General features: G+C 72.1%; 16 protein-coding genes and 1 tRNA gene. 8 read left to right on the top strand and 9 right to left on the bottom strand.

Annotated elements, in window-relative coordinates; genetic code table 11:
- The first annotated feature begins 177 nt into the window (after window positions 1-177).
- A tRNA-Gly gene (locus IE317_RS10625) sits at window positions 178-250 on the top strand.
- Window positions 251-415: 165 nt separating this feature from the next.
- Here IE317_RS10625 and IE317_RS10620 read toward each other — a convergent pair.
- Together IE317_RS10620 and IE317_RS10615 are read right to left on the bottom strand one after the other, a co-directional pair.
- On the bottom strand, window positions 416-817 hold the full coding sequence (locus IE317_RS10620; RefSeq protein WP_191308803.1) for an Imm7 family immunity protein: 402 nt from the start codon (window positions 815-817) through the stop codon (window positions 416-418).
- 33 nt (window positions 818-850) lie between these two features.
- Entirely contained in the window at window positions 851-1,441 is a 591-nt protein-coding gene (locus IE317_RS10615) for a DUF2716 domain-containing protein (protein ID WP_191308801.1), read from the bottom strand.
- 133 nt (window positions 1,442-1,574) lie between these two features.
- On the opposite strand from IE317_RS10615, the gene IE317_RS10610 reads away from it, so the two are divergent.
- The gene (locus IE317_RS10610) at window positions 1,575-2,258 is read left to right on the top strand and encodes an alpha/beta fold hydrolase (protein WP_191308798.1); all 684 of its coding nucleotides are present in this window, start codon (window positions 1,575-1,577) and stop codon (window positions 2,256-2,258) included.
- Here the strand turns inward: IE317_RS10610 and IE317_RS10605 are convergent.
- Window positions 2,236-2,859: a hypothetical protein gene (locus tag IE317_RS10605; protein WP_229902629.1), complete on the bottom strand. Its 624-nt coding sequence runs from the start codon at window positions 2,857-2,859 to the stop codon at window positions 2,236-2,238. The two genes, IE317_RS10610 and IE317_RS10605, sit on opposite strands and share 23 nt — an antisense overlap.
- Window positions 2,860-2,948: 89 nt before the next feature.
- Window positions 2,949-4,730: a hypothetical protein gene (locus IE317_RS10600; RefSeq protein WP_229902628.1), complete on the bottom strand. Its 1,782-nt coding sequence runs from the start codon at window positions 4,728-4,730 to the stop codon at window positions 2,949-2,951.
- Window positions 4,731-4,945: 215 nt separating this feature from the next.
- Here IE317_RS10600 and IE317_RS10595 point away from each other — a divergent pair, with 215 nt between their 5' ends.
- The 6 genes from IE317_RS10595 to IE317_RS10570 all read left to right on the top strand — a co-directional run bounded on the left by IE317_RS10595 (window position 4,946) and on the right by IE317_RS10570 (window position 14,643).
- Window positions 4,946-6,127 carry a hypothetical protein gene (locus IE317_RS10595; RefSeq protein ID WP_191308796.1) on the top strand — a complete coding sequence of 394 codons (1,182 nt, stop codon included), beginning with the start codon at window positions 4,946-4,948 and terminating at the stop codon, window positions 6,125-6,127.
- Between the two features lie 108 nt (window positions 6,128-6,235).
- Window positions 6,236-7,456, top strand: coding sequence for a hypothetical protein (locus IE317_RS10590; protein WP_229902627.1), 1,221 nt, complete (start codon window positions 6,236-6,238; stop codon window positions 7,454-7,456).
- Between the two features lies 1 nt (window position 7,457).
- Window positions 7,458-9,842 carry a glycosyltransferase gene (locus tag IE317_RS10585; protein ID WP_191308794.1) on the top strand — a complete coding sequence of 795 codons (2,385 nt, stop codon included), beginning with the start codon at window positions 7,458-7,460 and terminating at the stop codon, window positions 9,840-9,842.
- On the top strand, window positions 9,839-11,116 hold the full coding sequence (locus tag IE317_RS10580) for an alginate O-acetyltransferase AlgX-related protein (protein ID WP_229902626.1): 1,278 nt from the start codon (window positions 9,839-9,841) through the stop codon (window positions 11,114-11,116). Before IE317_RS10585 ends, IE317_RS10580 begins: the two co-directional genes overlap by 4 nt.
- Window positions 11,117-11,140: 24 nt before the next feature.
- On the top strand, window positions 11,141-12,277 hold the full coding sequence (locus IE317_RS10575) for a methyltransferase domain-containing protein (RefSeq protein WP_191308792.1): 1,137 nt from the start codon (window positions 11,141-11,143) through the stop codon (window positions 12,275-12,277).
- Window positions 12,274-14,643 (top strand): glycosyltransferase family 4 protein, encoded by a 2,370-nt coding sequence (locus tag IE317_RS10570; protein ID WP_191308790.1) that lies wholly within the window; start codon window positions 12,274-12,276, stop codon window positions 14,641-14,643. The genes IE317_RS10575 and IE317_RS10570 overlap by 4 nt, the downstream gene beginning before the upstream one ends.
- Window positions 14,644-14,647: 4 nt before the next feature.
- On the opposite strand, the gene IE317_RS10565 is transcribed toward IE317_RS10570, so the two are convergent.
- The 5 genes from IE317_RS10565 to IE317_RS10545 all read right to left on the bottom strand — a co-directional run bounded on the left by IE317_RS10565 (window position 14,648) and on the right by IE317_RS10545 (window position 19,431).
- Window positions 14,648-15,562, bottom strand: a complete 915-nt coding sequence (locus IE317_RS10565; RefSeq protein ID WP_191308787.1) for an FkbM family methyltransferase — start codon at window positions 15,560-15,562, stop codon at window positions 14,648-14,650.
- The gene (gmd, locus tag IE317_RS10560) at window positions 15,559-16,554 is read right to left on the bottom strand and encodes a GDP-mannose 4,6-dehydratase (protein WP_191308784.1); all 996 of its coding nucleotides are present in this window, start codon (window positions 16,552-16,554) and stop codon (window positions 15,559-15,561) included. The genes IE317_RS10565 and gmd overlap by 4 nt, the downstream gene beginning before the upstream one ends.
- 204 nt (window positions 16,555-16,758) lie before the next feature.
- Window positions 16,759-17,427, bottom strand: coding sequence for a response regulator (locus IE317_RS10555; RefSeq protein ID WP_191308781.1), 669 nt, complete (start codon window positions 17,425-17,427; stop codon window positions 16,759-16,761).
- A complete protein-coding gene (locus IE317_RS10550; protein WP_191308779.1) occupies window positions 17,424-18,530 on the bottom strand; it encodes a sensor histidine kinase in 1,107 nt (368 codons plus the stop codon). The genes IE317_RS10555 and IE317_RS10550 overlap by 4 nt, the downstream gene beginning before the upstream one ends.
- Window positions 18,531-18,597: 67 nt before the next feature.
- Window positions 18,598-19,431: a helix-turn-helix transcriptional regulator gene (locus tag IE317_RS10545; RefSeq protein WP_191308776.1), complete on the bottom strand. Its 834-nt coding sequence runs from the start codon at window positions 19,429-19,431 to the stop codon at window positions 18,598-18,600.
- Window positions 19,432-19,502: the final 71 nt, after the last annotated feature.

Below are 19,502 nucleotides of genomic sequence, written 5' to 3'. Positions count from 1 at the left end.
CACCTCCTCCCCGAAGGTCTCCCCATTCGGTCGAATGGGGACACCATACGGAGGGAATCAGCCGTCGTCACCCCTTGTACGCCAGCTGTGACACCGAAGCACCGCCCGGGCGGCGGGGACCCCGGTGACAGATGCCTTGAGCCGAGGGTATAGAGTTCTTCCCATCAGCAAGACAACGCGGATGTAGCGCAGCTGGTAGCGCATCACCTTGCCAAGGTGAGGGTCGCGGGTTCGAATCCCGTCATCCGCTCGCGATCGAAGGGGCTGTATCGGCGGAAGCGCCGGTGCAGCCCCTTCGCTATTTCACCCGGGGGGCTGAGTCCCCGGACCTCCCACGGTGCCTTCGCCAGGCTTCGGGAGTGTTCCCCGGCTCTGGTCGAGCCGGCCTTTGGTGGACCTCGGTTGCCTTGTGGGGTCAGAGCTCGTAGGTGTCGAGGATGGTGGGCGCCACGGGGGTCAGGTGGACGTCTTCGCGCTCGGTCACCTGGCCTCGGGCCATCCGGTAGACGCGGAAGTTGTTGTCGTTGTCCGGGTCCTGGTCGTCCCAGGTGTGGAGGAGACCGTAGGAACCCGGGGCAAGTTCGCCCGCCCGGGTGAAGAGTTCGAGGAGATCGGCGGCGATCGGGCCGCCGTGCTTGTCGAAACCACCGAAGTGGAGCATCGGCATTCCCGCGCTCCAGCGGAGGTCGACCAAGTCGAAGTCGCCCGCGTCGCGGATTGCGCGGTGGACGCGGTCGACCAGGCGCTCCAGGAGCGCCGCGTCGTCGTCGCCGCTCGCGGTCGCCTGGATGGTCACCCAGCCGTGATATTCGAACACCCGCAGAACGGTAGCAAGAGATCAACCGGCCGCTCAGCGGGCCAGCTCGGACGGCATTTCGGGGGTCCGGGTGGCGGAGCCCCCGGCCCGGCTCGTCTCGGACGGCTTCCCGTCGCGGCGCAGCACGTTCGTCAGCACGCCCTCACCCAGCCGCTCGAACGCCGGCACCAGCTTTTCGCCGAACACGCACAGCGTCCGCTCCCACGGGTGGCCGAGCGTGCCGAAGGAGAAGTCCGCCGCCAGGAACAGGTGGTAGTCCGCGCGCGGGAACACCGGCACCGGCCACCGGGCGCTCCCGGACATCAGGTGCGGCCGGACGCGGTAGGACTGGTGCTGCCAGTGCAGCGCCCACATCCAGTCGTCCGGGCCGCAGACCTCACGGAACGCGGCCAGCGCGATCGTCGCGACCTGGTGCTCCTCGACCGCGTACGGGCCCAGGCGGAACTCCGCCGAGGCGCGGTCCAGGTCGCCGGGCGAAAGGTCCCACGTCCGCGACGGCACCGGCTCCCGGAACCCGGGCCAGGCGTGCGGGTAGGTGCTCGGCCAGAACGCCAGCTTGTCGTACACCCAGTACCAGGCGGGCTCGTCGACGACGCGGGAGACGGCTTCCCAGGCAGCATTCACGGTTGAGACCTCTAGTCGGCCAGGCGCGGAAGAACACGCGAAAGCTTCGTGTTCACCCTCCGGTTTGTCCAGTCCCCGTCCGCCCGCCGCGAACTGTGTCACTCATCCGGGTGGGTTCTGCCAAGTTGTCACCATGCGGGTCCTCTTCGTCCACGGCGCCTTCGTCCGCGACGGCGCGTGGTGGTGGCAGCCGACGGCCGACGTCCTCGCCCGGCACGGTCTGCCCAGTTCAGCGGCGGTGCTGCCGAGCTGCGAGGCCGAGCCGCGCGGGGATCTCCACGACGATGCCGCGGCCGTCCGCGCCCTGCTCGACGGCTCGGACGAACCCGCGCTGCTCGTCGGTCACTCGTACGGCGGCATGGTGATCACCACAATGGGCGATCACCCGGCGGTCCACCGGCTCGTCTACGTGACGTCCTTCCTGCCGGACGTCGGCGAGGCGCTCGCGGACTTCGGGACCGGCGAGCCGCCGCCGTGGCACCTCAGCCACGGAGACGGCACCGCGAGCGTCCGGGAGGAGCTGGTGCGGCCGCTGTTCGCCCAGGACTTCGACGACCGCACGTACGCCGCGGCCGCCGCCCGGCTCACCACCCAGAACGAGGCGGTGTTCGGCCGGCCCGCGACCCGGGCGGCGTGGCGGGAGATCCCCTCGACCTACCTCGTCTGCGGCGAAGACCGGGCGACGCTGCCCGAGACGCAGCGGAAACAGGCGGCGCGCGCCACCGACGTCGTCGAACTGCCGGTGGCGCACCACCCCTTCGTCACTCAGCCGGACCTGGTGGCCGGCGTGCTGCTCAGGCTGCGTCCCACAGGGTGAGGAACGCCGACGCCTCACTGCTCGCCCAGAGGCGCAGCCGTTCGCGGTCGCGGGCGGAGAGCTGGTACTCCTTCGCCCGGCGGACGTCGATCACCAGCGCCTCCCCGCCGGGCAGGATGTCCGGCATCGCCTGCTCCAGTACCCACAGCGCGAGCTGCGCCGAGGCCTTCGCCAGTGGCTCCTCCTTGAAGTAGAGCCAGGTCGCGTACCGGCGGCCGTCGCTCTTGCGCAGCCCCATCTGCGGGCTGACCCCGATCTCCAGCTCCCCGATCCGGCACCGGCCGCGCCCCACGTCGACCAGCTTCGGCGACCGGCGGCCGAGGTACCGCAGCCAGCCCTCCGCGATCGCCGCGTAGTGCGGTTTCGTCCGCTCGTCGGCGGCGTTGACGAGCGCGCGCAGCGCCACCTCGTCCTGGTTCGCCGCCCGGCCGGAGCGCACCGCGTTGGCGGCCCGCCGGTAGTAGTTGAACGCCGCCCGCGCCGGATCTTCGTACTGACGGCGCTGCCGCCGGACGAACGACGACCGCGACGGCCCGGAACTCGCGCTGTAGCCCACGAACGTGGACAGGGTGATGTAGGCCATGGCCCTGCCTTCCTCCATCACGCCACCCGCGGACGCGGGCGGCATCTCCCCTGGACAACGCCCATTTTAGAACATATGTACGACAGTTTCCGGGGCCTGACGGGTGACTAGCGCAGGGTGAACGTGACGAGGTCCGTCGATTCGGAACGGGTGACCGGCAGCCCGTCCAGCGGGCGGGTCAGCGCGGCTTGGTACGGCGTGCCGGTGGCCGCGACCTTCAGCACCAGCACCTGCTGGATGCCGTACTTCCGCAGCACGGCGACGCTGTGCGCGTCCGGGAAGGTCTTGCCGGCCTCGACGATCTCGCCGTAACTCGGCGGCAGGAGGCCGTTGTGGCCGTTGGCCAGCGGCGGGAAGCCGTCGGTCGACCAGAACTGGTAGACGAACTCGCTGAACTGGCCGGGGTCCTGGCCGATCGGCAGCATGAGGGCCGGGCGAGGGTTGTTCTCGAAGGCCTTGGCGACGTCCGGCGGGATACCCGGCGGCGAGGGGTACGCCTGGTCCGGAACGCCCTCCAGCACCGCGAACAGCGCCGGCACCACGAGCAGGGCCTGCAGGAACCGGCCCCGGTCGTACGTCGTGTCGAGGGTGCGCAGCCACTCGGCCGTGCGGGTGAGCGCGCCGGCGGCCAGCACCGCCAGCAGCAGGAGCACCCACAGCATCAGGCGGCCCGGCGTGCGCAGCGCGTCCCAGCCCGGCAGGTATCGCCACAACAGGTAGTAGGTGTAGTCGCCGCCGAAGAACTGCGAGCCGAGCGCGAACACCGTCACCACGACCGTCGCGACGCCGAGCCACACCCGCACGCGAACCGACCAGACGCTGAAGAACAGCCCCGCCAGCGCCACGAGCAGCACCGCCAGCCCGGGGAACAGCAGCTTCTCGGCCACGCCCGGCAACGTCGTCCAAGCGGGGTCGGCGAAGGCGCCGGTGCGCGGGTCCAGCGGGGTGTCCTGCCAGAGCCAGGTCGAGGCCAGCGTGCCGAGGAGGCCCTGCGGCGGCGGTGAGTAGAGCTGCACCTCGTCCCAGCCGCGGGTGAAGCCGTACTGCTCGACGACCTGCCGGTACGGGATGGTCATCAGGTAGGTGACGACGAGGAACACGGCCGCGCCGGCGGCGTCGGCGACGAACAGCCGGGTACCGAACCGCCGCCACCCCCGGACCGCCGTGACGAGCAGGACCAGTCCGATGACGCCGAGCAGGTAGACGAACGGGATGCCGACCGCGAAACCGAGGGTGACCTGCCAGGCGGCGATCAGCCAGCCGGCGACCGCCCACCCCGGCCGGGCCAGTTCGGGACGCCGGCCGTGGCGCAGGGAGTAGCCGTGCGCACGGGCGAGGGCGAACAGCGCCAGCGCGATCCCGCCGGAGGAGAGGATGTTCAGGTGGCTGATGTGGGTGAGCCGCCAGGGCGCCCAGGCGAAGACGACGCCGGCGAGCGCCGCCGCCTGCCAGTTGCCGCCCAGCTGCCGGATCAGGAGGTAGGCGCCCGCGAAGGCGAGCGCGAACGCGAAGACGAGGACGGCGTTGTAGCGCATGATCGCGGCGTACGGCCCGTCGCCCAGCAGCCCCAGCGGGAGGTAGCCGAGCAACGAGTCGGAGAAAGCGAAGCTGCCGGTCGCCGGATAGAGCGTGTTGCCGGTCCACAAGCTGCCACCGCCGGTGACGAAGTGGTGCTGCCACGCGAGCTGCCAGGCCTGCAGCAGCGGATCGCCGAGGTCCCCGGTGACCAGGGACCGCGGGTGCAGCACCACCTGGTGGTTGAACACCGCGGAAAGCAGGAAGCCGGCCAGGACGGCGAAAACGCCCTCCCGGATCCTCGCGCGCCGGCCGCGGCCGTCCCGGGCATCGCCGGTGACGTCGTTCGCGCCAGGCAGCTCTTCAGTGATCAACCCCGACTCCCCTCGTCGCCACCGGGCGCGGCACGCACGGGCCGTCACCAGGGCAGCCGGACGATACCCGACCTGCCGGAACCGGTTCGTGACCGGGAAGACTCCCGCCGGAGCGGCTCTTGCGCTACGTTGCCGATCAACCTCAAACTGCAACCGCGCAGGTCGGCCGCACACGTGCCAGACTGACGCCCCGGATGGTGGATGGGGGTCTAACCATGAGCTGGCAGGAGGACCTGCGCCGACTCGACGCTGACCTGGCGACGGGCCGGATCGAGCCGGCCGTGCACCGCAAGGAGCGCGACGAGCTGCTGGCGCAGGCATCGGGGTCGACCGTGCCCTCGCCGGTGCCCTCGCCCCTGCGCCGGCCCGCGCCGACCTCGTGGCACAGCACGAACCCCGCCGCGCCGCAGCAGCACGAGCCGCCGTCGGCGCCGCCGCAGCGGGTCGAGTCGCCGTCGCCCGCGCAGTACCAGCCCGTGCAGTACCGGCCGCAGCCCCCCGCGCCCCCGGCGCCACCGTGGCAGCGGACGGGTGCGGCTCCGGCCGGGGAGAAGACGGCGGCTCCGCGCGCCCTCCCGGAGTTCCCGGACCACCTGACGACCGCACCGAGCCCGGCCGACATCGTCCCGACCCGCTACCTGCAGGTCGAGGGCCAGGTGCCGGGCGCGTCCGCGGTCAGCCGGTTCCCGCCGGTGACCCCGGCCGGCGGCCACCCGGCGCACTCGCAGCCCGGCGAGCCCGAAGAGGCACCGGGGAAGCACCGCTCGGACGAGACCACCGGCAGGCGGCGGCCGGCCTGGCTGTTCGTCGCGCTGGGTGTGCTGGTCGTGCTGGGCATGGTGGCGGGGGTGACCGTGTGGCTCGGTTCGCGCACCGATTCGGCGGCGCCCGCGCCGACGTCGCGGGTGCCGCAGTCGAGCGCGGCCGGCGTCCGTCCCGAACCGCTGGAAGACCGGTTGCCGACGCCCCCCGGCGCGGCCAACCCCAACAACTCCACGATGTCGATCGCGAAAGCCCGCGACTTCGGCCTGTTCCCCGCGCCGACGGCCGACCTGTTCACCGCGAACGGGGCGAAGGAAGTGGTGTTCCGGGGATCCGCCGACGGTGACGTCTCCTACCTGACGCTGGTCGTCCCGACCGGTGGCCCGGCCAACGCGCAGACCGTCGTCGAGACGCTCTACCAGCAGGGGCTGGCGTCCGGGATGCGCCCGGTGACCGCCGATATCCGGACGGTCTCCGGCCGGTTCCAGGACAAGTTCCTGAACACGAGCTGGTACGGCTCGGGCAGCAACGTCGTCATCATCGGCGTCGGCCTGCCCTACCGCGGCCAGTCCGGCATGAGTGGCCAGCTGGACGCGCTCGTGAAGCAGTTCGAAAGCGTCCTGCCCGCCGGTTGACGGCCCTGGTCACGAAACGACCCTCGGGGCCCCGGTGAGCAGGGCTGAGTGCACAATGATGCGTGAGCTGGCTCGGCTGGCAACCGCTGACGAGAAGGGGGCCGGGTTTTGTCCTGGCAGGAGGAACTGCGCCGGTTGGACGAAGAGCTGGCCGCTGGCCAGATTTCGGCTGACGACTACCGGGTGCGCCGGGACGGTGTCCTGTCCGCGGCCGTCAACGCCGATTCCCAGGCCGCGCCCGCCACGGGCGGCTCGGCGGAGAGCACCCAGATCATCGCCCCGGTGAACCCGCCGCAGAGCGCACCGACCCCGGCGCAGCAGCCCGGCGGCGCGAGTGCGGCGGACCAGACCCAGATCGTCAACTCCTCCTTCGGCGGCGGCGAGCGCACCCAGGCGGTCGGCCAGGGCGGCGCGCCGCAGGGCTGGGCACCGGGCGGGCAGCCCGGCGACGCCGAGCGCACGCAGGTCGTGCCGGGTGTGCCGCCGCAGGCGGTCGCCGGCGGGTACCGGCCGCAGGGCCAGGGCTCCGGCGGGTTCCCCGCCCAGCAGACACCGCAGTACCACCCGCCGCAGGGCCAGCAGCAGATGCCGTGGAACGCGCCCAGCCAGGACACGAGCACCCCGTGGGGCGCCTCCGAATTCCCGGCCGACACGAACTGGGTCGCGCAGGGTCCGGAGCCGTCGTTCGAGACCACCCCGGCCAAGGGCGGCAAGAAGGTCCTCGCGATCGTCCTCGCCGTCGTCGTGCTCGCCGGCCTCGGCGTGGGCGGGTACTTCCTGTTCTCCGGCAACTCCGACGACAAGAACCCGCCGGTGGCCCAGTCCTCGAGCGCGCCACCGTCGCCGACGCAGAAGCCGAAGGACGACCTGGAGATCGCCAAGCTGCCCGGCAACGTCCTTTCGACGACCGACTTCGGGAGCTTCGACGAGCTCAAGGCCGCCAACGTGCTCACGGAGGGCGAGTACAACGCGCTCACCGACGCCCAGGTGAGCAAGGCGCGCCAGTCGGTGTCCAAGCTGCCTTCCGGCGCCACCGCGGTCGTGCTCACCCTCAAGACGGCCGGCGCGGCCAACGCGGCCAACGCCGTCGAGCAGCTCACCGAGCAGCAGGTGAAGTTCAAGCTCGTCAAGTACACCGGCAGCGCGCCCGCCGGCGTGGAGGTCATGCAGCTCGTCAAGGAAGACGGCACCGCACTGGTCCGCGTGCACTACGTGCACAAGCAGACGGTCGTCCGCGTTCACGTCGACGGTCCGGACCTGGGCACCGTCTCGAAGGTGTTCGACGAAATCCTCGCGAAGCAGCTGACCGAGCTGCCCGTCACCGGCTGACATGGCCGGGAACCGGTCCGGAGATCCCGCGCCACGGTTCGCCGCCTGCACCGTCGTCACCCGGGATCGGCGAGCCGTTGCGGACGTGCTCGCCGAGTCCTACCGCGCGCACCACCCCGGCCACGGCTTCACCGTGCTCGTCGCCGACGACGAGGCGGCGCCCGCCGAGCTCGGCCTGGACCCGGACGAGTACCACCGGCTGGTCACCTGCCACGCCGGGGCGGACCTCGCCGACGTCCTCCGGCCGCTCCTGGTGCGCCGCCTGTTGGACCGGTCCGACGTGGTCGTCCTGCTCGACCCGGACATCGAGGTCCACGCGCCGTTCGAGGACGTCGCCGCGCTCGCGGCCGGTCACGGCCTGGTCGTCGCGGCGGCCCTGCTCGCCCCGCTGCCGCAGGACGGCCTGGAGCCGGAGCACGTCCCCGGCGTCTTCGACGGGTTCCTCGCCGCCGGCCAGGACGCCCGGCCGTTCCTCGACCACTGGGCCGACCGAGCTCGCCGGCGCGCGCCGCACCGGACCGGGCCGACGTGGCGGTGGCCGGACCTGCTGGCCGGCGTGTTCGACCACCTCGTCGTCCGCGATCCCGGCCTCGCCGTCGGCTACTGGAACCTGCACGAGCGCCCGGCGACCGGGCTGAAGTTCCTGGCGTTCCGCGGCTACGACCCCGAAACGCCGTGGCTGCTCACCGCCGACTGCCGGCAGCGGCCGCGGGTCCGGCTCTCCGCCGAACCGGTGCTGCGAGAACTCTGCGAGCGCTACGGCGAACGCATCGGAACCGGCGCGTCCGGCGATTCGCCGTACGCCACGCTGCCCGGAGGCACGCCGCTCACCAGCGTGATGCGGCAGCTGTACCACGACGCCTGGAGCCGCGCGGAGCACCTCCGCGACACACCGGATCCACTCGGCCGCGTCGCCGAAAAGCTGCCGCCGCACCCGTTCGGCGACGACGGCGGACGGGCGTTCCGGCAGTGGCTGACCGAACCCGCGTCGCCGCTGGACGCCGCCACCGGGCTGACCCGGCTGGCCGCCGCGGTCTGGCTCGCCCGGGTCGACCTGCAGGCGGTGTTCCCGCACCCGCGTGGCGCGCACCGCGCCGCCTTCCGGCAGTGGTGCGCCACGCACGGGGTCGAGGAAGGCCTGCTGCCGACGTGGGCCGTGCCCGCCGAGCCGCCCGCTCCCGTCCCGCCGGTGGACGAGTTCGGCGTCAACGTCGCCGGCTACCTGACCGCCGAGCTCGGGCTCGGCGAGATGGCCCGGGTGGTCCAGCGGGCGATCGCGACGGCCGGCGTGCCGATGGTGTCGGTCGTCGAGGAGCACTCGCTGTCCGGATCGGTCCGCACCGGTCTGGCGGCCCCGGACGACGTCGGCGCACCCCGGTTCGGCGTCAGCCTGCTCACCGTGAACTCGGACTTCACCCGGCTGATCCTCGACACCCACCCGGACACCGGCGCGGGCCGCTACCGGATCGGGCTGTGGGCGTGGGAGCTTGAGGACTTCCCGGCGGCGATGCACGACGGGTTCGCGCTCGTCGACGAGATCTGGACGCCCAGCGAGTTCGCCACCCGGGCGATCGCGGCGCACTCACCGGTGCCGGTCCGGACCATTCCGGTACCCGTGCCGGACCCCGGCGAACCGGTGCGGGAACCGGCGCCCGTGACGCAGTTCCTCTTCATCTTCGACTTCAACTCCACCGGCGGCCGGAAGAACCCGTGGGGCGTCGTCGAGGCGTTCCACCGCGCCTTCCCCGGCCGCGAAGACGTCCACCTCGTGCTCAAGGCCACCAACGGGCATCTGAACACCCCCGCCGTCGAACGGCTGCGGCGCGCGATCGGCGGTGACCCGCGGATCGAGCTCCTGGAGCGTTATCTCACCGTGGCCGAACTCGGCGCCCTGTATGCCAGGACCGACGCCTACGTTTCGCTGCACCGCAGTGAGGGCTTCGGGCTCACGGTCGCGGAGGCGATGGTCAGGGGGATACCGGTGATCGCCACCGACTACTCGGGCACGACCGAGTTCTTCGGCCCCGAGCACGGCTGGCCGGTGCCGGCCGTGATGACCGACGTCGGCCCCGGGTGGCCGCCCTACCAGCCCGAAGGCCGGTGGGCCGACCCAAATCTCGACGTCGCGGCCGCGGCGATGCGCGCGGTCGCCGAAGACCGGGCCGAAGCCCGGCGGCGGGGGCAGGCCGCCCGCGAGCACATCCTGCGGACCCGGTCGACGCAGGCCGCCGCCGAGTGGCTGCGGGAGCGGCTGACCGAAGCCCACCAGACCTGGCTGGCGGGGCGGGAACCCCGGCCGGCCCCGCGGCACCCGCTGGTCGCCGGCGCCCGCCGGGCGCTCCGGCCGGTGCGCGCCGCGGCCAGAAGACTGGGGGTGACGGCGTGACGAGGACGCAGGGGCCGAAGCCCACGATGCCGCCCGTCTACGAGGCCTTCCTCCCGCGCGAACACGCGCTGTACCGGCCGCGCCACGGCCGCAAGCAGCTGATCGCGCTGGTGTGCGCGACGATCTTCCTGGCCACGCCCGCCATGTCGGCGATCCTCGGCGCGCGGCCGTCGGAGTTCGAGAACCGCAAGCTCACCCCGTTCCCCAGCATCGGCCAGGGCTGGTCGTTCTTCCCGCAGCTGAGCCAGTGGACGACCGACCACCTGGTGTTCCGCGAGCAGGCGGTGCACGCCGCCGACGGCATCAGCCGCGGGGTGTTCGGCGAGCCGCCGCCGCTGCACCAGGAGAACCAGCAGGGTCCGCTGCAGGTGCCCGCCGACACCGCGCCGACCAAACTGGACCCGCGTCAGTTCCCGGACGTCATCGAGGGCAAGGACGGCTGGCTCTACCTCGGCGACGAGGCCACCAGCCACTGCGTGCAGACGGTCAGCCTGGACACCACGTTCGCCCGCCTGCGTGCCTTCCGCGACGCGGTCGAGGCGTCGGGACGGCAGTTCGCGGTCGTCGTCGCGCCCGACAAGATCGGCATGGTCCCGCAGCACCTGCCCGGTGGCTACCTCGGCAAGGACTGCCGCGACAAGGTGGCGGACGAGTTCTGGCGCCGGGTGGACGCCGAGAACTTCATGATCGACGTCCGCGGCCCGATGCAGGACTGGGCGAGCCGGAAGGGCGAACCGCTCTACGGCCCGCAGGACGCGCACTGGTCGGACGAAGGCGCCATCACCGCCGTCCGCGCGGTCGCCGAGAAACTGCGGCCGGGGATCAGCGCGAAGTGGCGGCTGCAGCCGAAGGAGGACTGGCAGCTGCCGGCCGACCTGCCGCCGCTGATCGGCCGGACCGGCGTCACCGAGGGCACGCACTACGCCCTGATGCCGGACGGCAAGACCGACCGGACCCGGCCGATGCCCAACGACTACGTCACCCCCGTGCACACCGACACCACGCACGGCGACGGCACCTACGGCCTGCGCACGGCGTGGATCGGCGACTCGTTCACCATCCGCGCCCTCCCGTACCTCGCCGCGACCTTCGGCGACCTGACCGCGCTCCACACGAGCACGGCCGACCACGACGGCGGCGAAGCCGTCGGGAACCTGTTGCAGCGCAGCGACGTCGTGGTCATCGAGCTGACCGAACGCGGGTTCGCCTCCGGCGCGGTGTCGCTCCTGCTGCCGCAGGTGCAGCAGAACATCGTCGGCAAGCTTGCCCGATGACCGAACCGACCCGGGGGAAACCACATGTCCGCTGACCGCGTGGCCACCGCACTGGCCCGCTTGGACGAACACCGCGAACTGCACCTGCCGCTGCGCAAGAGCGACCTGCTCGGCAGGCTGGCGATGCGTTTCCTGTGGAAGCGCCAGGTGAAGTGGCAAATCGAAGCCAACCTCGCCGTCCGTGACGCGCTCGACGCGGTCCACCAGCTCCTCCGCGACCACCAGGACCAGCTGGCGGGAACCCGTGACCTGGTCAGCACGCAGCAGCTGGCCCACGAAGTCGACCAGCTGCGCCGGCACGACCAGACCATGACCGCCGGGCTCAACCAGCGGCTGTACTCCGGCTTGGGCAGGCTCGAGTCCGAGCTGGGTGAGCTGCGGCTGCGCCAGGCGGAAACGGAGGAGACCGGCCACGACACCGACCAGCGGCTGAAGGCCCTCGAAGCGCAGGCGGCCGCATCGGCGTCGGCGACGGCGGACGTCCGGCTCCGCCACGCGCAGCTGGATCTCGCGCTCGACCGGGTCCGCGCGGGAGCAGCGGTGGAGGACGTCGCCGCCGACGTCGCCGACCGCGAGTCGTTCCTCGAACTGGCGGTCTCGGAGCTGCTCGACGGGCCCGCGGACCGCGTCCGCGAGGCCCGCCGGAGCCACCTCCCGCTGATCACCGCCGCTCAGGACGCCGGCGCCACGGGCCCCGTGTTCGACGTCGCGGCCGGCCGGGGCGAATGGCTGGAGGTCCTCCGCGCGGCCGGGCTGCCGTACGCGGCCGCGTCGGACAACGCGCTGGTCAGGCGGCACTGCGCCAAGCTCGGCTTCGACGTCACCGCGCAGAACGCACTGGCGGCGCTCGCCGGGCAGCCCGCTCGTTCGCTGGGCGCCGTGACCGCGTTCCGGTTCGCCGAACGGCTGGCGCCCGACACGCTCGCCCGCTTCACCGACCTGGCCGCCGCCGCGCTGCAGCCCGGTGGCGTCCTGCTCGTCGAGACGCCGGGCCCGGACGCGGCGGCCGACTTCCGGCTGGACCCGTTCGCCCGCAAGCCCCTGGACCCCGTGTACCTGCGGTTCCTCGCCGATTCGGCCGGCTTCGCCGAGGTTGAGGTCCGCGTGTCCGAGGCGGCACACGGGTTGGACGAGCGCCTGTGCCTGGTCGCCCGCCGATGAAAGCCAGCCATCGCGCCGTGCTGTGGACGCCGCTGCCGCCGCAGACCAGCGGCATCGCGGACTACAGCCACCACCTGCTCGAAGCACTGGCCGAACTGACCGACGTCGCCGCCGTGACCGAGTCCCCGGCGACGGCCCGGGCCCCCGGCGGGGTTCCCCTGCTGAGCCCGGACGAGGAGGCCGGCGGGCTGCCGGTCTACCAGATCGGCAACCACGCCGGGGTCCACGCCTGGATCCACCGCCGAGCCGTGGCGCGGCCGGGCCTCGTCGTGCTCCACGACCCGTCGCTGCTCGACCTCCACGCCGGGCTGGCGGGCGGGGTCGGCACGGACGAGTTCCGCCGGGAGGTCCGGTACGCACACGGCCCGATCTGGGGGCACTCCCACGATCCGGCCCTGCTCCACGGCCTGCCGGCCATCGAGGTCGACGGCGTCAAGACCCTCGACCACGCGACGCTGACCATGGAACGCCGGCTCGTCACCGGCAGCCGCGGGGTGCTCGTGCACGACCCGCACACGGCGGAGTTCCTGCGGGCCCGCTATCCGGGTGTTCCGGTGCACGCGGTGCCGCACGGCGCGAACCTGCTCGACGAAGCCCGCCGCGGGCCGATCCGGTCGGCGCTGGGGTGGACCGACGACCAGGTCGTCTTCGGGGTCTTCGGCAGCCTCGCCGAGCACAAGCGGGTCACCGCGGCGGTGCTGGCCTTCGTCGAGCTGCGCCGCCGCTGGCCGAACGCGCGGCTGCTGATCGCCGGGCACGCCGGGGTGCCGTCACTGCCGGCCCAGCTGCGGGAAACCATCGACCGGAGCGGCTTCGCCCAGTCCGTCCACTTCGAACTGTCGCCGGCGGAGTCCCGGTTCGACGACCTGGTGCTGGCCTCGGACGCCGTGCTCAGCCTGCGCTGGCCGACCGCGGGTGAGACCAGCGGCACGATGATGCGGGCGTTCGGCGCCGGCCGCGTCGTGCTCACCAGCGACCTGCCGCAGCACCGCCACTTCGACGCGTCGTTCTGCTGGACGGTGCCGACCGAACCGGCCGGTGAAGCCGCGGAACTGTACCGGCTGCTCGAGCGGGCGGTGCTGTGGCCGGAGGAGCTGCGCGCGGCCGGGAAGCTCGCGCGCGAGTGGGTGCGGGAGAACGCGACCTGGTCGATCGCCGCACAGGGCTACGCCGCGGCGATCGAGGCGGGACACGGTGTCGTGGCACCGGTGCCCGTGGTCCGGCGCCCCGGGGTGAACGTCTTCGCCGACGTCCGGGCCACCACCGGCCTTTCGGAGTCCGCTCGCCGCCACGTCCAGGCCCTCGCCGCGGCCGGTGCGAACCTCACCTTCACCGAGTTCAACAGCCAGGCGCCCTACCGGTCGATCCCGGTCCCGCCGGACATCGCCGCGCTGCGCCGCGGCAAGGAGTTCGACGTCGACCTGTGGATCGTCAACGTCAACGAGTGGCAGCTGATCCCGGAGCACGCCCTCGACCGCTACACGATCGGCCTGTGGGCGTGGGAACTGCCGGAACCCCCGGTGCACGCGATGCCCCACCTGCCGGGGATCGACGAGCTGTGGGTGCTCTCGTCGTTCGTCTCGGACTCCTTCCGGACGGTGACGGACATTCCGATCACCGTCGTGCCGAGCGTGGTCCCGCAGGCGCCGGCGATCGCCGGGAACCGGGCGAAGTTCGACCTGCCCGAGACCGGCCTGATCGTGCTGTTCACCTTCAGCGCGTCGTCCAGCGACGCCCGGAAGAACCCGTGGGCGGTGATCGAGGCCTTCCGCCGGGCGTTCCCGGCCGAAGATCGCGGCACGAAGGCCCATCTGGTGCTCAAGGCCAACAACCTGGAACGCTTCCCCGAGCTGGACACCGTGTTGGGCGCGGCCGTCGCCTCGGTCAACGGGACCCTGCTGCGCCGCGAGATGTCCCGCGACGACATGGACACGCTCCTGGCGACCTGCGACGTCTACACGTCACTGCACCGGTCGGAAGGGTTCGGGCTCGGGATGGCCGAGGCGATGGCCATGGGCAAGGCGGTGGTGGCCACCGGTTTCGGCGGCAACATCGACTTCATGCCGCCGGGCTCGGCCGCGGTGGTCGGCTACGACGTCCGCCCGATCTCGAAGCACGACCACCGGTTCGGCGCCGAGTTCGGCGACTGGTACACCGTCGGCCAGCTGTGGGCCGAGCCGGACATCGACCAGGCCGCGCGCTGGCTGCGGAAGCTGGCCGCGAGCCCGCGGCTGCGCGCCGAAATGGGCGCGAAGGCCATCGAGGCGATCCGGGACTGGTGCAGCCCGGCGGCGGTCGGGCGGATCATGACCGAGCGGCTGGCCCAGCTGGCCCGCGACGGCGTGCCGGTGAAGGTGCGGAGCTGAAGCGTCAGGAACGCCGCGCGTCGAGCTGGGCCTCCAGTTCGGCGACGCGGTGTTCCAGCGCCGCCGACCGACGGCGGGTCTCCTCCGCCTGGCGCCGGGCCTGCTCCAGCTGCCGCCGGTGGTCCTCGAGCTGCTCGCCCAGCTCGGCGCGCCCCTCTTCGGCCGTCTTGACGGCTGCCTCGAGCCGCCGGATGTAGGCGACTTCGGCGGGACGGCTCTGCCGGGTTTCCTCCCGCAGGAGGACCACCGCGTGCGGCTCGTAGTCGTCGAAGACGTTGGCGGGAGCCGACAGGGCCGTCAGCGCGTCCGCGTCGCCCGACTGGGCGTAGAAGCGGTTCAGCCCGTCGAAGAGCGCGCAGCGGTAACCCGCGTCGAGCAGCATCGGCTCCCACCCGTGGTGGGCCGGCTTCGGCGAGCCCGGTTCGGTCGCCTCGACGAGCAGGACCCGCGGCCGGTGCCGGGTCCAGTCCGCGCCCTCGATCACCGCGCGCTCGGCACCCTCGACGTCGATCTTGAGGAAGTCGACCGGCCCGGGGTGCTCGTCGAGGAGCGCGGCCAGGGTCACGACCGGTACCTCGATGTCCCGGACCGCCCAGTCCTCGCGGTACTGCGCGGCGAGCGAGTCGTCGATCGTCGCCCGGCCCCACTGGCCGTCGACCGCGTGCAGCACGGTCGTCCCCGGCTTCGCTCCGACGGCGACCCGCAGGTTGACGTCTTCGGGGCGGGCGCGGTCGAGCTCGGCGGCCAGCGTCGGTTCCGGCTCGACGTTGATCCCGCGCCAGCCCAGGTCGTAGAAGTGCTTGGTGACCGAGTCCAGCGTCGGGTACCCGGCACCGAGGTCGACGTAGCGGCCGGTGGCCTGACCGGCGAAAACGCGGGCGAGGACGACGTCCTCCGCGTTCTGCGCGTAGGAGATCACGGCAGCGAGATCCCGGCCTTCCTGGCTTCGAGCCGCAGGTCGTGGTCGACCATCATGGCGACGAGGTCTTCGAACCCGACCTCCGGCTTCCACCCCAGCTCGGTGTGGGCCTTGGTCGCGTCGCCGACCAGGAGGTCGACCTCGGCGGGCCGGAAGAACCGCGGGTCCTGCTCGACGAACCGCTCCCAGTCGTCGATGCCGGCGTGCTTGAAGGCGAGGTCGACGAAGTTGCGGACGCTGTGCGTGCGGCCCGTCGCGACGACGTAGTCCTGCGGCGAGTCCTGCTGCAGCATCTGCCACATGGCGCGGACGTAGTCGCCGGCGAAGCCCCAGTCGCGGCGCGGGTCGAGGTTGCCCAGCACCAGCTTTTCCTGCAGCCCCAGCTTGATCCGCGCGACGGCGTTGGTCACCTTGCGGGTGACGAACTCCATGCCCCGGCGCGGGCTTTCGTGGTTGAACAGGATGCCCGAGCAGGCGAACAGGCCGTAGCTGTCGCGGTAGTTCACGGTGATGTCGTGCCCGAACACCTTCGCGACGCCGTAGGGCGAGCGGGGGTAGAAGGGCGTGGCCTCGGTCTGCGGCGACTCGCGGACCTTGCCGAACATCTCGGAGCTCGAGGCCTGGTAGAAGCGGATCTGGTTGTTCTGGCTGCCGCCGACCATCCGGACGGCTTCGAGCAGCCGCAGCACGCCGAGCCCGGTGACGTTCGCGGTGAGCTCGGCCTGCTTGAAGCTCAAGGCGACGAAGGAGATCGCGCCGAGGTTGTACACCTCGTCCGGCTGCACCTGCTCCAGGACGCCGACCAGGCTCGACAGGTCCTGCAGGTCGCCCTCGACGATCTCGACGTACGGGTACTCCGTGCGGATCGTGTCGATCCGGGGGTTGTTCTGCCCCTTGACCAGGCCGAAGACCTCGTACTGCTTCTCGTGGAGCAGCTCGGCGAGGTATTGGCCATCCTGACCGGTGATCCCGGTGATCAACGCACGACGCACCCGCTGAGGATAGCCGGGGGAAGACACGGGCGAGCAGGTTAGCCCGAAGGTGTGACTTCCGCCGTGTCGGTGAACGCCATCCCCCTCCCGGACGCCCACTGAGCAGAGCATCGGCCGGGAGAGGAGGCGCCGTGATCTGGATCTGCCTGGTCGGCGTCCTCGCCGTGGTGTTCCTGGTGCGGGCGGTCCGCGTGGTGCGCCGGGTCAGGCGGGGCGACGCGGTGTGACCAGCCCGGACTCGTAGGCCAGCACCACCAGCTGGGCGCGGTCGCGCGCGCCGATCTTCGTCATGATGCGGCTGACGTGGGTGCGGGCCGTGGCCGTCGAGATCACCAGGTGGGCGGCGATTTCGTCGTTCGACATCCCGCCCGCGACCAGGCCGAGCACCTCGCGCTCACGGTCGGTGATCTCGCGGACGGCGCTGGTGTCGATGCGCCGGTTCTCCGGGCGCCCGACGAACTCCTGGATCAGCCGCCGGGTGACCGTCGGGGCCAGCAGCGCTTCCCCGCTCGCGACGACCCGCAGCGCGCGCAGCAGCTCGACCGGCTCGGTGTCCTTCAGCAGGAACCCGCTGGCGCCCGCGCGCAGGGCTTCGTAGACGTACTCGTCGACGTCGAAGGTGGTCAGGACCAGCACCTTCGTCCCGGCGAGGTCCGGGTTCGCGGTGATCCGCCGGGTCGCTTCCAGGCCGTCGACGCCGGGCATGCGGACGTCCATCACGACGATGTCGGGGTGGTGCTCGATCGCTCCGGCGACCGCCTGCTCGCCGTCGCCGGCCTCGCCGACGACCTCGAAGCCGTCTTCGGTCTCCAGCAGCACGCGGAATCCGGCGCGGACCAGGACCTGGTCGTCGGCCAGCAGGACGCGGATCATGCTTCCCCCTCGATCGGTAGCTCGACGCACACTTCGAAACCGCCGTCGACCGGCCCGGCGGTGCACCGGCCGCCGAGCGCCGCGGCGCGTTCGGCCATGCCCCGGAGGCCGTGGCCCGGGTTCGGCTGGGCGGTGCCGCGGCCGTCGTCGCGCACCCGCAGCGTGACGGCTCCCGCTTGTCGCTCGAACCGCACGTCCACGCGGTTCGGCTGGTCAGCGTGCCGGACGACGTTGGTCAGCGACTCCTGCAGGATCCGGTAGGCGGCCGCGTCGACCGGGGCCGGGAGGTCGCCGGGGGCGCCGTGGACCTCGACCGTGAGCCCGGCGTCGCGGGCGTGGTCCAGCAGTTCGGCGGCCTGGGCGAGGCTCGGCGCGGGCGCTTTGTCTTCCCCGGACCGCAGCACGGCCAGGGTCGCGCGCAGGTCCTTGAGCGCGGACGCGCTGGCCGCCTTGATGTTGAGCAATGCCTCCTTGGCCTGCTCGGGCCGCCGGTCGGCGACGTGCGCGGCGACGCCCGCCTGGACGTTGATCATCGCCAGGCTGTGCGCGACGACGTCGTGGACCTCCCGGGCGATCCGCAGGCGCTCCTGTTCGGCGAGCCGGTGCCGGTGCTCGTCGGCCTGCTCGCGGCGGGCGGCGAGCGCGTCGAGCTGGTACCGGACGGCGGTGCCGATCCCGACCACCGCGACCAGCCAGACAACGACGAACCCGGCGCCGAAGTCCAGCGCGAACGACCTGGTCAGGACGATGTGGACGAGGTAGGCCGCGGCGAGCGCGCCGGCGCCGGTGCTGCCCGCGGTGAGGGGCCCGCGCTGCCGGGTGAGGACGAACAACGCGATGGTCGGTACCAGGATGACCGGCCCGCCGGGCAGGCCGGAGGCGTAGTAGCCGAACGCGGAGGCGGCCGTGACCAGGAAGAGCGTCAGCGGGAAGCGGTGGACGAGCAGCAGGGTCAGCCCGGTGGCGGCGAGCCACGCCACCGCGAGCGGGGTCATCGGGGCCGCACCGGGCTGCCAGCGCGAAGCACCGCTCGTCGCCCCGAGCACGAATGCGGTGACGACGGCGGTGCGCACCACGCGCCCCACCCACGGCGGCCATCTCATGCCGCGAAAACTACCGGTCGCCCGGCCGCGGCGCGTCCGTCCCGGAGCGGCCCGCGGGCGTACGTCGTCAGTCGAACATGAGCGGCAGCTTCGCCGCCGTTTCTTCGTCGGCCGGGGTGTAGGTCGACATGGTGATCTCGGAGCGGCGGCCGTAGTAGAGGTAGGTGAAGTTGAACTGCAGCAGCCCGACGTCCGGGTGCAGGTACCGCTTGGTGCGGATCGGCTCCGAGTTGACGTCGTGGTGCGGCCACAGCTCGGCGAACAGCGGCGACTCGGCCTTGAGGCGCTTGACCAGCTGCTTCCACGCGGGCTCGGCGACGTGGTCGGCCATCGCCGCGCGGAAGGAGGCGATCACGCGCGGGATGTTGGCGTCCCAGTCGAGCATCCGCTTGCGCCACTCCGGGTTGAGCAGGCACTGGACCAGGGTGTTCCGGTCGCCGAACGGGATGGCGTCGACGTCGCCCATCAGCCAGGTGTAGCCGCGGTTGTAGCCGAGCAGGTCGCAGCGGGCGTTGCGGATCGCGACCGGGTACGGCTCCAGCTTCCGGAGCATGAGCTCCATCGCCGGCGTGATGACCTGGCAGTCCTTCTCGCCCTCCGGCTCGGGTGCCCCGGCCAGGCGGAACAGGTGGACGTGCTCGTGCGGGTCGAGCCGCAGGGTGCGGGCGATGGCCTGCAGGACCTGCTCGGAGGCGTTGATGTCCCGCCCCTGCTCGAGCCACGTGTACCAGGTGACCCCGACGCCGGCGAGCTGCGCGACCTCTTCGCGGCGCAGGCCGGGCGTCCGGCGGCGGCCCACGATCGGCAGGCCGACCTGCTCGGGCGTGATCCGTTCGCGACGGCTGCGCAGGAACCGCGCCAGCTCTTGGCGGCGGAGGCCGGATTCGACGGCGGTGGTCATGGTGCCAGGATGGCACGCCGTGGAACCTGGTACCAGGTAGTGACTGGTACCTGGATAAACAACAACTGGTA

This window comes from Amycolatopsis bullii, from assembly GCF_014654205.1.
Taxonomy (GTDB): domain Bacteria; phylum Actinomycetota; class Actinomycetes; order Mycobacteriales; family Pseudonocardiaceae; genus Amycolatopsis; species Amycolatopsis plumensis.
Note: the sequence above shows the minus strand (reverse complement) of the source record. Positions and strands in the feature narration are given on the sequence as shown.

Coding starts and splice junctions, on each gene's coding strand:
- IE317_RS10610 (WP_191308798.1), top strand. CDS start 1,575: ATGCGGGTCCTCTTCGTCCACGGCGCCTTCGTCCGCGACGGCGCGTGG.
- IE317_RS10605 (WP_229902629.1), bottom strand. CDS start 2,859: ATGGAGGAAGGCAGGGCCATGGCCTACATCACCCTGTCCACGTTCGTG.
- IE317_RS10595 (WP_191308796.1), top strand. CDS start 4,946: ATGAGCTGGCAGGAGGACCTGCGCCGACTCGACGCTGACCTGGCGACG.
- IE317_RS10585 (WP_191308794.1), top strand. CDS start 7,458: ATGGCCGGGAACCGGTCCGGAGATCCCGCGCCACGGTTCGCCGCCTGC.
- IE317_RS10575 (WP_191308792.1), top strand. CDS start 11,141: ATGTCCGCTGACCGCGTGGCCACCGCACTGGCCCGCTTGGACGAACAC.
- IE317_RS10570 (WP_191308790.1), top strand. CDS start 12,274: ATGAAAGCCAGCCATCGCGCCGTGCTGTGGACGCCGCTGCCGCCGCAG.
- IE317_RS10555 (WP_191308781.1), bottom strand. CDS start 17,427: ATGATCCGCGTCCTGCTGGCCGACGACCAGGTCCTGGTCCGCGCCGGA.
- IE317_RS10550 (WP_191308779.1), bottom strand. CDS start 18,530: ATGAGATGGCCGCCGTGGGTGGGGCGCGTGGTGCGCACCGCCGTCGTC.
- IE317_RS10545 (WP_191308776.1), bottom strand. CDS start 19,431: ATGACCACCGCCGTCGAATCCGGCCTCCGCCGCCAAGAGCTGGCGCGG.